The organism is Alkalibacterium sp. AK22, assembly GCF_000585255.1.
In the GTDB taxonomy this organism is placed as follows: Bacteria; Bacillota; Bacilli; order Lactobacillales; family Carnobacteriaceae_A; genus Alkalibacterium.
Genome location: NZ_JANL01000036.1, coordinates 46,876 through 60,610 on the forward strand (window position 1 = coordinate 46,876; position 13,735 = coordinate 60,610).

Annotated in this window: 10 protein-coding genes and 1 riboswitch; of the genes, 1 reads left to right on the plus strand and 9 read right to left on the minus strand. The window is 42.6% G+C overall.

Features of this window, described 5'->3' with window-relative positions; all coding sequences use genetic code 11:
* Positions 1 to 92: 92 nt before the first annotated feature.
* The 4 genes from ADIAL_RS07720 to ADIAL_RS07735 all read right to left on the minus strand — a co-directional run bounded on the left by ADIAL_RS07720 (position 93) and on the right by ADIAL_RS07735 (position 4,176).
* Positions 93 to 899, minus strand: coding sequence for an alpha/beta fold hydrolase (locus tag ADIAL_RS07720; protein WP_034302178.1), 807 nt, complete (start codon positions 897 to 899; stop codon positions 93 to 95).
* A gap of 230 nt (positions 900 to 1,129) precedes the next feature.
* Positions 1,130 to 2,560, minus strand: coding sequence for a DASH family cryptochrome (locus ADIAL_RS07725; protein WP_034302181.1), 1,431 nt, complete (start codon positions 2,558 to 2,560; stop codon positions 1,130 to 1,132).
* Positions 2,561 to 2,812: 252 nt separating this feature from the next.
* Positions 2,813 to 3,571: a ThiF family adenylyltransferase gene (locus tag ADIAL_RS07730; RefSeq protein ID WP_034302183.1), complete on the minus strand. Its 759-nt coding sequence runs from the start codon at positions 3,569 to 3,571 to the stop codon at positions 2,813 to 2,815.
* Complete coding sequence (locus ADIAL_RS07735; RefSeq protein WP_197017783.1) at positions 3,571 to 4,176, minus strand: N-acyl amino acid synthase FeeM domain-containing protein; 606 nt, start codon at positions 4,174 to 4,176, stop codon at positions 3,571 to 3,573. The genes ADIAL_RS07730 and ADIAL_RS07735 overlap by 1 nt, the downstream gene beginning before the upstream one ends.
* A 183-nt stretch (positions 4,177 to 4,359) precedes the next feature.
* Between ADIAL_RS07735 and ADIAL_RS07740 the strand changes: the two genes are divergently transcribed.
* On the plus strand, positions 4,360 to 5,574 hold the full coding sequence (locus tag ADIAL_RS07740; protein WP_051503811.1) for an HD-GYP domain-containing protein: 1,215 nt from the start codon (positions 4,360 to 4,362) through the stop codon (positions 5,572 to 5,574).
* A gap of 194 nt (positions 5,575 to 5,768) precedes the next feature.
* Here the strand turns inward: ADIAL_RS07740 and ADIAL_RS07745 are convergent, their stop codons facing one another.
* From ADIAL_RS07745 to ADIAL_RS07765, 5 genes are all read right to left on the minus strand, one after another.
* On the minus strand, positions 5,769 to 9,224 hold the full coding sequence (locus tag ADIAL_RS07745; protein ID WP_034302189.1) for a hypothetical protein: 3,456 nt from the start codon (positions 9,222 to 9,224) through the stop codon (positions 5,769 to 5,771).
* Positions 9,225 to 9,325: 101 nt separating this feature from the next.
* A complete protein-coding gene (locus ADIAL_RS07750; protein ID WP_051503812.1) occupies positions 9,326 to 10,192 on the minus strand; it encodes a hypothetical protein in 867 nt (288 codons plus the stop codon).
* Between the two features lie 363 nt (positions 10,193 to 10,555).
* Positions 10,556 to 11,311: a DNA alkylation repair protein gene (locus tag ADIAL_RS07755; protein ID WP_034302195.1), complete on the minus strand. Its 756-nt coding sequence runs from the start codon at positions 11,309 to 11,311 to the stop codon at positions 10,556 to 10,558.
* Positions 11,312 to 11,409: 98 nt separating this feature from the next.
* On the minus strand, positions 11,410 to 12,099 hold the full coding sequence (locus ADIAL_RS07760) for an MgtC/SapB family protein (RefSeq protein WP_034302198.1): 690 nt from the start codon (positions 12,097 to 12,099) through the stop codon (positions 11,410 to 11,412).
* Positions 12,100 to 12,386: 287 nt separating this feature from the next.
* Positions 12,387 to 12,544: riboswitch (M-box (ykoK) riboswitch) on the minus strand.
* Between the two features lie 97 nt (positions 12,545 to 12,641).
* Complete coding sequence (locus tag ADIAL_RS07765; protein WP_034302201.1) at positions 12,642 to 13,409, minus strand: alpha/beta hydrolase family protein; 768 nt, start codon at positions 13,407 to 13,409, stop codon at positions 12,642 to 12,644.
* Positions 13,410 to 13,735: the final 326 nt, after the last annotated feature.

Here is a 13,735-nt window from a genome sequence, read left to right on the forward strand (position 1 = left end):
TCCTTTAAACAGAGATACGAATACACATTTACATCACTCCGATCAAACCAGATGCATCACTAGTCAATGCTCTTTTGACATAAAGAGACTATTCACCGGTTTAAAAAAGATAAAATCTGTTCATTGAAGTCATTGGCTTCATCAAATGCTCCGTGCCCAAGACCTTCATAGAGGACAAGCTTGCTTTCTTTTATTCTTTCTGCCATCTCTTCGCTGCTGCCCTTGCCTACTACATGATCCGTATCGCCTCCAATGACAAGCGTGGGCTGAGTAATAAACTGAAGGCTGTCGTATGCATTATGCTCTATGCAAGCAGTGGCTTGTATCTTGAAACGCTCGAGAGATTTAGGTTTTCCTATTCTAGTCAGTATTGGATAGAGCGGTCGATATTTCTTCGCTTTTTCTTCTGTATACGTTTTTTCTATAGAATCTATAAAGAAGCTTTGATAATCGTCTCTTTCTGCACAGTCAATCCAGCGGCCAATCGTCTGATCTAGCGTCTGATTAGGTCTGGAAACCGAAACAGCAAGTACAAGCCGGCGGACCATTTCCGGGTGATCGACAGCAAGATGCTGTCCAATCATTCCTCCCTGTGAAACACCCAAAATATCTGCCTGACTGATTCCTGTTTTGATCATTGCCGTCTTCAGGTCATCAGCCATGTCTCGTGTAGAATACCCTTCTGACAAAGTATTTTTTCGGCTGAATACATATACTTTAAAGTCTTTGGCAAAGTCTCTAAACATGCGCGCTATGGTGAAACGCGCACCTTTGACTGTACGCAGACCGTCCGATAAGCCCGGTATAATTACCAGCGGCTGCGCACCTTTCCCGAATGTGACATAATCCATCTCTGTTGTCCCGATCTTGACTTGTCCCTTTTTTGCCCCGTAAAACATGGCAGCACCTCCATAAAGTTTATGTATGATTACATCGTGTTATGAACCTTGTTTTCTGGTTTTTATCCTATCTCTTATCTGCTCATTTTTTCACATGTTTCTCCAGTCCGATCCTGGTTCTATAGAACGGACATTACCCTTAAATATATCTGGTCCAAGAGGCTCAGACCTAATCAGTCTGTCTTGCTTCAAGTTTATCATATGTCGTGTTCAACTATCAGCATCATTCTTCATCTCAGTCCCCATTCTTTTTTGCGTGCTTCAAGGGATCTGGTCTGCTCAACAATCGGTTTGTGCCAATCCGTCTTTTTCATTAGTGCATAAGGGTCATAAACGGTTTTTCCTGGCAAATCGGATGGCAGACCCAACCAGTGTTTTACATATAATCCTTTAGGATCATAACGGATTCCCTGATTGATTACATTGAAAGCTCTCATTTCTCGCGTGTCTGTTCCTACACCCGCTTGATAGGCCCAGTTCCCGTAATTACTAGCAGTATCAAAATCGATCAGCTGCTCTTCAAAGTACCTGGCTCCCCACAACCAGTTGACACCAAGATTTTTAGTCAGAAAACTCGCAGTATTCTGTCGGGAACGATTGCTCATGTAACCAGTCTTCTTCAGCTCAGTCATGGCTGCATCTACAAGCGGGTACCCCGTCTGCCCGTTTTTCCAGGCATCAAAATATTCGTTATTATGAGACCACTGCCTTTCATAGTCCAGTAGACCTCTCAGCTCGAACAGTCGACTGCCAGTGGCCACGAGCAGCCACTGAAAATACTCTCTCCACAGCAACTCAAAAAACAGCCAGTAGCTGGATTCGTTCCGCTTGGATTGACTCTCCATATCCAAAATGCGCTGATAAACTCTTTTCGGGGACAGACACCCTGAAGCTAGCCAGAAAGACAGCTTAGAACTATCGTCAAAAGACAGCATACCATCACGAGTCTCTTTATAGCTGAAGAGGCGGTCTGCTTGTCCCACATACGTTTCCAGGCGCTTAAGAGCTGCTGTTTCTCCCCCCTTGACTGGATCTGTTCCTAAGTTTTCCCTCTTGCTTTTTGCACTATAAGCTCTATTATTATCTGCATTAAGCTGTTTTTTTATCCAATCAGGAACAGGCGCTTCTTTGATCACTTCTCTTTCAACGGAATGGTAGGCACTATTTTTTTGTGGAATCTGAAGGGCCTTCTCCAACTTTTTTCTAAACTGAGTGAAAGACATGGGGAACTCACTAAGATCCATTGCTAGCTGATCCTTTCTCAGCAGCATATGTCCTTCCTTGATATGCCAGCGTACCTGAGGACTGCTCTCCTGGACCATAGCCAACTCCTGACTCTCTTCAACTCCTGGATGAGTATGGACATACACATCTCGGACTGACTGCTCTTGCAGCCACTCAGGCAGCAGTTTGCTGCCTTTTCCTCTTAGCTCAACTAGGTCAATGCCCAGAATGCTGAGGGACTGTTTTAAATCCTCAAGGCTTTCTTCCAGAAAACGTTGCCTGTGTTGTCCCATCCGCTTTAGACCAGGTGTCTGTTCCGCCTCAAAACGTTTATCCCATATATACACCCCCTGAACTTTCTCTCCTGATTTTACTGCATCATAAAGAGCCTGGTGATCATGTACTCTTAAGTCATTTCTGAACCATACTACACGCATACTTTTTCACTCCTTTATTAAATTATACACCATGGCCGCTCATACTGATGGCCTTCACGTTTCTGTGGTGGCTATGCAGCCTTTCCCTTCAGACCTTCCCCCTGATATCAAAGCAAAAAGGAGCCTGTTTAGACCCCTTTCCGGATGCTATTAGATTCACTGGACACCATAGCTATATTTGGGCGCCTATCGCAACCCCTTCTTTTCAAACCGACTATACGTTAAATGAACTATATCCCCTGACACGCTCACTTATTCCAGATGTAGCTGAAAGAATTCGGGTACAATGTCAGGCTGCTTGCGACCGAGCAGATGCAACACTAGTTTCGAAACCAAAACACCGGGGCCCAGTGCCTGTCCGACACTGATAGTCGGAATGGTTTCATTTAGAATCCATTCGGTAATTTTTTCTTCTGTCGCATAGGCCGGCAGGCTCTTGCTGTAGCCTGAAGGGGGGAAGGTGTGTCCCTTGAGCGCTTCGATCGTTATATCCTCGGGTATGCCGACATACTCTTCAAGCTTCATGCCAGTAGGCGAGAACGTCATGACAGAAGTCCCAAAACCTAAAGCGACAGCTGTTGTAATAAAAAGATTTTTAGGTCTAGCTGCACGGTGCAGCGCCACAGATTCCGGAAAAGCAAAATAATCAATGGCGTCGATGACATAGTCAGCGCCCTCAAGAAAAGCATTGGCGTTTTCTGCAGTTACCCCGTCCAGGTAACAGTCGATTTTCAGTTCAGGATTGATTGCCAGTAAATGACTTTTTAGCGCTTCAGCTTTTTTCAGCCCGACAGAAAGGTGAGTGGCGGCACACTGGCGATTGATATTAGATACATCAAATACATCCGGGTCTGCCAGGATCAGTCTGCCTACACCCATACGTGCGAGCAGTTCAGCTGAAAAACCTCCAATACAGCCGCATCCGGCGATGGCAACCGTTGAATCGTGCAGCTGCTGTACCTCTGCTTCTGACATGATACCTAAGTTCCTTGAAAATTGATCTTTAATCATTATTTTGCATCCTCCAGTGTATAATCTTCTTCAGTCAAGTAGTCGTACAGTTTTTTACGTTTGACTTTTAAAGTCTCCAGGCACTCTTTCAGATCCAGTAGACAAGGAATGGTCTTCGACCCTAGGTATACATTCGGTTCACCGATGACTTCAAAAGGAAATTTGAAAATACGGTGTAGATAGCGGTAAACACGTTCGTCAATACAGCAGACCCAGTGCGTCAGATTGTTTTTAATTGAGTAATTCAGTACTGTTCTGATCAGCCCCAATCCTACATCATGCTGAGGCATCTTGGTGAATGCACTGATTTCTGCATATTTATCTGCCTCAAGTCCAGCAAGCTTGAGCTTTTCGTCATCAAATATTTTAAAATGTCTGATGGACGGCAGCTCATCCATAGGCATAAAAATGAGGCGAGTGACTCCTACCACTTTCTTTTCAGGTTCAGTTTGAACAATAAAATACTTTGAATGATCGACATAAGGATCGTCTTCTCCCTGTTTAAAAAATCCGACTTCCTGGTAGCGTTGATGGTGCATGGTAATAGCGTCATTCAGCATCGTATCCCCTACGACACTGAAACAGTACTCTTCTTTAGCTTCCAACAAAAAACACTCCTTTAGCATTTTTTTCACATTACTCCTCTATTAAATACAATTTTGTCATGAATTAAAAGCTTTTTCTGAATTTTTTTGCACCATTATTTATATTTATGGTCTTTTTTCAAAAAAAGTGATACACTTTATGGTGTAAATAAGCGCCAAATACATAACTAGGATGAATGCCTAATGAATAATATAGAAAACGTCCGCAACAAACTGTTCAAAAATCTTGTTTCGGATTATGACCAGAGTCTGAACCGTCAGATTTTATTGATTGCCCTGATTTATATTGTCATGAGCATCGGCTGGAATTCTGTTTTTCAGTGGTACAATCTGCCCTATTCTAGGGCAGATTTGAGTATACTATTGACTATTCTAGTTGTAGGCATAGGAATTGTCCTGCTCTTTCGCTTTGCACACTTTCATACCCGAACCAACACGCATATTATCCTTATTTTTATTATCTATATTATTGTCAGTTTATATTTTGGTTCCGGCTACTCAGAGGCCTGGAGTTACTTTTTGCTGATTCCTATCATTAACAGTCTTTACGGTAAGCGTTCACTGCTGCTTTCCTATTCCCTGATTGGTCTGATCAGTCTCTCAACTGTCAGCTTTGTTTTCCCCACGTCCATCGATAACACGGCAGACAATATTGATATTTCAAACAGGATTTTACTTTATATTATCGTTGCGACCTTCAGCTATTTACTGCTGGCCAAATTAAACATGCTTTACAATAAACAAGTCAATACGGTAGTTGAATCGCTGGAGAAAACAATCGAGCAGGTTGTCAAAAGTTTTATCATTGCGATGGAAGCCAAAGACCAGTACACTTTTGGTCACAGCGAACGTGTCAGCAAATATGCGATGGCTTTAGGTGCTCAGCTTCCTGAGTTTCAAGATCCTCATCGGATGAAAAAATTGAGACTCAGCGGACTCCTTCATGATATTGGAAAAATTCATGTCTCTGAAAGTATTTTGACCAAGCCGGGTAAACTTACAGACATTGAATATAAAGAAATCAAAACGCATACCGTCCTCGGAACTCAAATGATTGAAAAAGTTGACGGTCTGGAAGACTTGAAAAATGGCGTACTGTACCATCACGAACGCTGGGATGGTAAAGGATACCCCACTGGCCTCAAAGGATACCTGATTCCGATTGAAGCGCGTGTTCTGTCCATTGCTGATGCCTTTGATTCCATGACGTCAACCAGAGCCTATAGAGACGGATTGTCTATGGAAGATGCCCTGTGTGAAATAGAAAAAGGCTTTGGGAGTCAGTTTGATCCGAGCCTTAAAGAGATACTTGAGAAAGCTAAACCACAGTTTTTTGAAATTTATACAGCTGCTCAGGATTCGCTTGATGAATTCGAAAAAATAACCGACTTCCTTTGAGAAGTCGGTTATTTTTATATTTCTTCTATAATCATTTTTTGTGACTGTGCTCTTTGGTTTTGAATCTACCACTATTGTCCACCCTCACATGATCACCCATAGGTAGTAAGAAAATACCGCCAAACAGAGTCACTCTATCATTCGACAGCGCTTTTCTTCTTATTTACGAAAGAAACGGAGTCGTGGTACACAGTTTAAATCAGCCGGCTTGAGTCAACACAAACAGTGATCTGACTAATTTCACCTGATCGTTCAAACAGCTGCTGACTTGTTTTTGAATCCAGCTTCTGCGTCTCGTCCATAGTCTTTTCTGTTCCATTAGTATAGATGACGGTTACAGACTGTTTGTCTGACAAAGTATAAACTACTGGTACGGCACAGAAAGTGAAGCCCAAAGACTGCTCGGGCAGTTTAACTGCGGTTGTCTCTGTGATGTCTTTGGCTGGAAGATTCCATATCGTCTCTTCTGTCAGAAATTCTGCTTTTCTTAGAAGAACAGGTTCGAAAGAGACTTGGCCTTCGGTGACTTTGACTCCCAGTTCGTCCAGTCGGGAAATAAAGTCTTCTTTTACTTGTCCAGTCATACCCGGCTGCTGAACTCCGGCAAAGCTTGGCGTATGAGAGTACGCTTCAGTTGGGAAGGCCCCGTATTCTTCAGGCGACTTCTCCAGTCCGATGCCGGCTTTTGTCTCTTCATAGTCCTTCATAAGCTCTTTCGCCTCTTCAGTCATCCCGGACTCAGCATGAACCGCATTGAAGTTTTCCTGAGTCACCAGTACCAATTTAGATACCATGTGCCAGTAGATAGAACCCAGCCCTTCGTATTTATAGAAGGTTCCGGAACGTCCAGTAAAAGCGTGATGATTGAAAAGATCAGAGAACAGTTCTTCAACCATCTTGATATCTGCTTTGGCAAACTCTCCAGTTGCCTTTAGAGCTGCTTCAATTTCTTCTCCATTTCTGAAGCGGCCATTAAAGTGATAATTGCCATGGACATCTTTTTCAACAAAACGCGACCGTTTAGCTTCCACTTCCTTTTTTAAGATTGAAGACGAATAAACAGCCTCCTCGGGAATCAGGTTCTTTTCAAGGAATTTCGGCAAGTCGCGGTTCGGATACAGCATATAACTGTTCTGATCTTCACGGTAAACTGCACTCTTTCTTAAAGCTTTCAATACAGCATTCGCTTCTGAACCGCTCAAAGCTTTCGAGCTGAGTACAGCAACTTGCCCTTCTAGCATTTCGTACAGGTAAGACAGACTGCAGGCTCGGTCCTTAAAGCGAATCAGGTTGTAAGAGTGGTAGAGACCATCTTCACGCTTGTTTTTACGAATAGAATCTTGCAGGTGTTCCATAGAAATGCCAATAAAGTTTTTGAGTTCCTCAAGAGACAAATCTACCTTGTCTCCGGAAAAGCCATTAGTATAAATAGCTTCTCTGTATGTTTCCCCAATTCTTCCTAGCGTTTCAACAATTTCAAAACGTGTATGATCTGTAAGCTGACTGCCCAGATGCTTACGGCTGTCTTTTAGAACCGCTTGGGTATCCTTAAACATCTTCAGAACTTCTGTTGAGACGGCAATGCTGTCTCTATCGATATCCTCTAGCAGTTCATTCATATAGACCTGGAAGCGGTGCATGTAATACAGTGTCACCATGGATAAGCCATTTCCTACTAGAGCATTATTAGCATCGTTCCATTCCGGACGCTGTGTATTCATCCAGATGCCGCCTTCAGGAACATAGTTCGAAAATTTGGACAATAGGGTAACCAACAGTTTTTCCATTAAGTTGACCTTATAGATATCATTTTGACTATATACCAGCTTGCCGTCTGAACCGACTTTATCTGTCCGGCTGCTGATGGCTGCTTCATTAACGTCATCATATTCGATACTGTTTCTCGGATCAGCTACTAAAGCATCAAACCCTTTAATACGGTAGGGAACATTAGCGTACACGAAGACTTCCTTGTGCAGCAGATCTTTAAGTTTTTTTGGATTGTATGCTTTAGACAATTCCATCAGCTTAAGCAAGTAAATGATCTGGTGATCTCCCCAGTAGCCGATATTTGACCAGGGGTCTTCAGGGTCCAGTGTTTCCCAGTCGATCCCGTCTTTAGTAATACGATAAGGATTATAGCCGTCTGCCGTTGAAGCATTGACAAACTTGGCGATGATACTTTCCGTATAAGCTGGGTAAGACAAGGATAAGGCTTCCCAGTTCTGGAAAATGTCCCGCCAGTTCCCTTCGTATTTCAGTTCTTTTCCGCCATCTTCTTTTACAACTTCTATATTGAACTTGTTCCACGGACGACTTGGATCTCCGTGACGCCGGCTGAATGTTAATGGCAGATATTCAAATACCAGTCGCTCAAAGTCAGGGCTGTCTAATTCTGCTGCTTGAGCAAGGAGCTCATTGTAGTCTATGGTTTCAGGCATATCATCCAGGAAGTCTTTTTGCTGCATATAGATGTCTTTGTTCCAGTTATGGACAAAGGCCTTGAAATCTTTTTTATCGATTGTATATCCATCCGCATAAATCCCGCCACGCATAATGTTATAGAGAGTATTGGAAAAGTGTCTGAAACTGGCTTTTTCATCAGCCGTTTGCTGAAAACCGTCTGCTTCAAAGACCAGCTTCCGCAGGTGGCGGTCGCCCTTGGATACATCGGCTTCCACCTTTTCAAGCAGCTGCTCATCTGAAGTGATGGTCTGAATCAATTCTTCGATCTGAGAGGCACTCTGATTCAGTTCAGCAATGATGGACCACGTTTTTGTCTCCTGTCCTGAAAGATTCACAGTTTCAGCAACATAGTAAGACCCTCTTCTACCTTTGACATCCTCTTCTGTTTGAATTGCCTCATTTTTCGCAAAGGTCACAATCTGCTGCTCTGACAACAGATAAGTCGGATTATCTAACCCTTTGGACCAGACCGTTGTAGCCGTGAGGGATTCACTTGGCTCTGCCTTGTCTGTCAAAATCGAGCTCAGATTATATATCCCCAGTCCTGCTTTTTCAATCAGCTCACAGCGTTTGTAACCGTCGACCAAAGTACTTTTGGTCGTCTGAAGCAAAGTGTTGACGCCATAAGGTAGGATGTTACGGATTCCGTCGAGGATACGAACGTCTGTACCGCCTTCTGTCAAGTTGGTCAGTTCAGACGTTTTGACAAAACCAAAAGCTTCCGTATTCTTCCAGGTATAGGCATACTTGATATTTAAGTCATGGTTGACTTCTTCAAACCTAATCTTGTTGCCGGTCGTGTTTTTATAAAGATTTCTAGTTATACGATAGACATCTTTGTTGTGTCTGGAAAAAGGCTTCCACAGATACTGCTTTTCATTTTTTTCAAGGATCAGTACTGTATGGGATCCCGTTGTTTCAAAACTGTCGTGAATCTTATCATCCGTATCATATGGGAAAAGGGCTGATTCAGCATTTTTACGTCCGCAAGTCAGACCTCCCGTGCTGGAAATGAACATCCAGTGGTCAACATCAGAAACAACGGTCATGAAAAAGGGATTCATTTCGTCGTAGTTTTCAATTTTAAAATAAGTTTCATCATTGAGGCTAACTGTTTCCAGTTCCACCTCTTTTTCCAAATCCTTTAGCGGGGTGTTACCCAGGTATACATTTTCTTGAGTCATAATTATTTCCTTTCTGTATCTATTTTGTCTACTCATCTTACTTTTAGTATCGAATCTGTTTATTGTTTAAAAAAAGTTGTCTGACAGGACGAAAGTTTGGTTTATCTATTTTGATAGAACTCATAAACCCGTTCCCACTTTTTTGTTTCGCCGGCTTTTAAATCGATGTCAATGAACAGTTCCGGGCAAACAACATGGGTATACCCCCAAAGCGCTACTTTGGATGGCGTCAAAACAGAAATATCTCTGACCCCCGCACAAATTTGTTTGTGATATAGATTCCAGTTGCAGTCGCCATCCTTGTGATTCCATTCAATCGCTGCGTAGAAATCAGCTTCGGGAGTCTCCCCCCAAGTCAACTTCTGTCCCTCTCTGTCAACAGAACCTACAGCGACATCAATAGCCGTCATTTTAGGCAAGCTCAGCTCATATTCAGGACCAATTAGCTGATTGTTGATTCCTATAAAATTATGTGAATATTCAGTCGTTACAAGGGGCTGGCTTCCCGTGTTGGTCAGTTCGTAGCTCAAAGTTAAGCGGTTAACTTCGAGCGTGACATCTTTAATCAGGTGGTACCCATATCCACTTGAACTGGAAGCCTCTGACTTGAATCGCAGAGTATTCTGATTTTTTTCAACCGTGGCATCCGATGGAATCAGCTCGTATGCCTTGAAAAAGTCATAGGCTTCTTCGGTTTCTTTCTTCAACAAGCCTACACCAATTTTCGGAAAAAACTCTCCTGTTTTAATAGCGTTGTAGCCAATAGGTTTGTCTATGCCAAATTCATTACAGAACCCCAGTCCACCCGTTCCTTTACCTTTTTTCTGTTGTTCCGGAACACAGTATGTCACAGTGTCGTCCAGGGTAATTTGAGTTATAAAACCTGTCCAGTCAAATCGGGACCCCGCATAGATTTCTCCGGGTTCCTGGATTTCAATCTCTAGTCGCTCATTTTTTAAATGTAACACCCTTATCCTCCTTGTCTATGTATCGCTGAATTCAATCTATACTTTTGAATAATCCCCTCTGTTATTACCTTTTTTTCAAAATGACACGCAGTTAAGGACAGCTGTAGTCTTCACCGTACATGTTCTAAGATAGCACAAAAACGAGTAAAAATAAAGCGCTTAACCCACTTGTAAAACATCTCCTCTTAACCTGGAGAGAGACACATTTTCGCTTATCTCTCGTTTCTGTGCACAAAGACCTGCGCCTCTTTTTCACCTTAGGACGCAGGCCTGCTGGCTTTTATTATAAAGACTAGAATGGAATCCTCTCACATGTAATAACTACATATAAAAGGAAATCCACATGCCTCTCTTCTTCCTGTGTTAACTATCAGCTGTGTCTATTTCAATTTTTTTAGTCGCTTTCTTAACAATCCACTGCGTATGCACATTGTCCGACTCCCGCCAGCTTCTCAGCAACTCAGCTGTGGGTTCTCGGTTGACTTTCAGCCAGTCAGTCATATGGTTGGCAACTGATCTTTTTACAAACATAACCTCATCTTGTTTAAGTAATTCCAGTACGGCAAACACTTTCTCTGGTTCTTTCAAAAAGACAGTCAGCTTGGTTGACCAGGGCAGCTTGGGACGGAGACCTTCGCTTGCAAGCCTTCTTAAGTGAAAGTTATCTGATTGGGCCCATTCGGTCATTTGTTCCAATGTCTGCTTTGGATACTGCCGCACAAACGCACGAATAGCATACTCGCCTGTATTCCGCTTAGTTATCTCCTCGATAGCCTGCATAGATAGCTCAAAATGTTGAAGTCCATATACTTCCACATATTTCCCAATGGGCATTACCCAATAATATTCTTTGAACATGCCGGTCTCATTTCGATTTTCCTCGCCTAAAATGGACAGTAGAATATTTAGAGCCTGCGGATACCCCACTGGAAGGTTATTGTGAAGTTCAGATGCATGCAGCTCTACTCTCTTTGTGTAGTTCAAAGGTCCACATTGCTTATTTATTGCTTCTACATAAGCCTCCTTGTCAAAAGTCGGATGGACTGCTCTTATTTTGTCACTTAAAATAACTGCCAATTCCGCGCCAAACAGATCCGTTATTTTGGTGCGTTCAGTCATCAAATCTCCTCCCTATCATGTCAGCAATATACTTCGGCTCGTTTCTGGATAAAATAATCAGGCTTTATGATGATGGCCTTGAACCGCTTGTTTATTCTCTAAATTGATACTTCCCAGCTGATGGCCGAGACGGAACTTTCCAAGCTCAAGCGTCCAACAACTTGTTCGAGCAATTGTCTTTCTCCTTGATTAACCAGTAAACGAGCGTTCACTTCAATTTTTTTCGAACTGATTCTATTATCTTCACTCGATAAGGACGTCAGTGCCATAGGGCCATTGCCCACCATGCTGAGCAGTAGAGAGCGTATATGACTTTCGTCTTCCTGGCTGCAAGTTAAACTAAGTTTATAAGGCAGTTCAACTGCTTCATGATGTATTTTATAATCACTGATTTTTCCCTGAATAGATCTCAGCAATATATTTGTATTTAATATTACTGCAGTTCCTATAGCAGCTTGCATGATGTATCCTCCCCCGGAAAGTACCCCTATAGCAGCTGAACACCACAGAGTAGCCGCGGTATTCAACCCTTGGATATTCATTCCCTGTCTCATAATTACGCCCGCGCCTAAAAATCCTATGCCTGAAACGACTGCTGCAGCAATTCGAGTCGGGCTGGAGTCAGTTTCCACCAACATTGAGAGGGTAACATAAAGAGACGCTCCTACGGCCACGAGGGCATTTGTTCTTAGTCCTGCCATACGCTGTCTCCACTGACGTTCTATACCGATGGTCATCCCAAGCAAAAGGGCTCCGATAATTCGTGTTGCAAATTCCATGAGTTCCATAGCTGTTCCTCCTATTTTTTGTGTAGACCCGGCAGTAATACTTAGTTTTGCCTGATCTTAAAAAAGAGCAAGGTATCAGAAAAGGCCAGAAACCTAAAGAAAAGAATCTTTTCTAAAAGAGGACCTTTGCGGATGAAAAGTTATCAATACTATAGCTGATACACTCGCCTTCATACATAATTGATCATCACTAACTTCCATCATCCTCACCTCCAATAAAAAAAGTTCCAGTCATCGATTGAACAATGACTGGAACTTCATGCAACACAAATATAAACATCACGTGTATACAAAGCCATCGTTCAAGTTTTAGCTTCACAGAGCAATGTTGTTACACTATTCCATACCTTGAGTCGATATGGACTGTTGGCCCACTCATAGTGTCTCCACTACTTTGCGGCAGTAACCCGTATCCCTGTGGTAGCCTCACCTACCGATAATTTCTACTCTAGAACTTTAGCTTAAATGGATTCTCTTGTCAAGTTCACCCGTATCAAATCACGCACACAGACCGGTCAGCACCTATAGTTATCACGACTAATTCACCAAAAACGTCGAAGCCAGTTTGAGCAGTAAGCTATCATCTCCTGATTGACTACATGAAAGTCCTCAGACAACAGAAAGTCAATATCTCCACCTGCTCTCAGATACTTTTCTTTCTGCCGTTCATAGAATAATTGTGCTGGCTCATAGGGAATATCCTCATCATACCTGTTATTCATGATTAGCATCGGACGTCGCTCGTATTTTAACAAATGATTTAAGGGGTTGAGTGTGCTTGCATAACTGAGCAGCTCCCGCTCCTGTAATGAGACAAAGTCCGCAAGAGACTCTTTTTCCATGCCGTACATGATGGCGCCTATAAAATCGGGGGTGCCTAGCATAGTAACAGCCGCATGAACATCCTTGTTCTTTGTTAAAGCATAGTAGGTCAACATCGCTCCAAGAGACACGCCCACAAGAATAATGCGATTCCTGTCAACTCTGCTGTCATTGCTGAACCGCTCGATCAGTTGTTCCAGATCTGTATAGCTTCGGTCGATGACGCGCATCATTGTCTGCCCCAAAGCCACATTTACTTCAGGAGAATCAGTTGACACGCCGCTTCTCTCCCCATGCTCAGCCAGATCATAGGTGAGAACGTGAAATCCTTCCAAGGCAAGCTGAAGAGCCATCGGGGCCTCTTCGTATTTATCGCAATTGTACCCGTGACTGATGATGACCAGCTGTTTTTCTTTCTGACTGCCTTCCATTCTGTAAAGCAAGTAGGGAATAGTTTTGAACGTTCGTTTCTCGACAACTATATTCATCCCAAGCCTCCTGAAACCTATTCTATTCGTTTGCCATGCTGTATAGTGCTTTCTTCGTCTAATATACTTTCCACTGCCATGCTGTATAGTGCTTTCTTCGTCTAATATACTTTCCACCATTATATACTTTCCTTCTGAGCACTTCTAAGAAGACGCTGGGACCTGTTCCTTTATATGACGATTCTTGAAAAAAATGCAAGTAAGGAATGGCTGAATTTATATTCATTTCACCCTCTGATATGTTTAATAAAACAGATCATAAGCACGCTCAAATTTAAAGTAATTTACTAAAAGAAATAATTACCTAATTAAGTTGCATAATGATA

Bases quoted from the DNA above. Each gene is read 5' to 3' on its own strand.
- ADIAL_RS07760 (WP_034302198.1), bottom strand. From the start codon at position 12,099: ATGGAACTCATGGAATTTGCAACACGAATTATCGGAGCCCTTTTGCTT.
- ADIAL_RS07740 (WP_051503811.1), top strand. From the start codon at position 4,360: ATGAATAATATAGAAAACGTCCGCAACAAACTGTTCAAAAATCTTGTT.
- ADIAL_RS07745 (WP_034302189.1), bottom strand. From the start codon at position 9,224: ATGACTCAAGAAAATGTATACCTGGGTAACACCCCGCTAAAGGATTTG.
- ADIAL_RS07730 (WP_034302183.1), bottom strand. From the start codon at position 3,571: ATGATTAAAGATCAATTTTCAAGGAACTTAGGTATCATGTCAGAAGCA.
- ADIAL_RS07755 (WP_034302195.1), bottom strand. From the start codon at position 11,311: ATGACTGAACGCACCAAAATAACGGATCTGTTTGGCGCGGAATTGGCA.
- ADIAL_RS07765 (WP_034302201.1), bottom strand. From the start codon at position 13,409: ATGAATATAGTTGTCGAGAAACGAACGTTCAAAACTATTCCCTACTTG.
- ADIAL_RS07725 (WP_034302181.1), bottom strand. From the start codon at position 2,560: ATGCGTGTAGTATGGTTCAGAAATGACTTAAGAGTACATGATCACCAG.
- ADIAL_RS07720 (WP_034302178.1), bottom strand. From the start codon at position 899: ATGTTTTACGGGGCAAAAAAGGGACAAGTCAAGATCGGGACAACAGAG.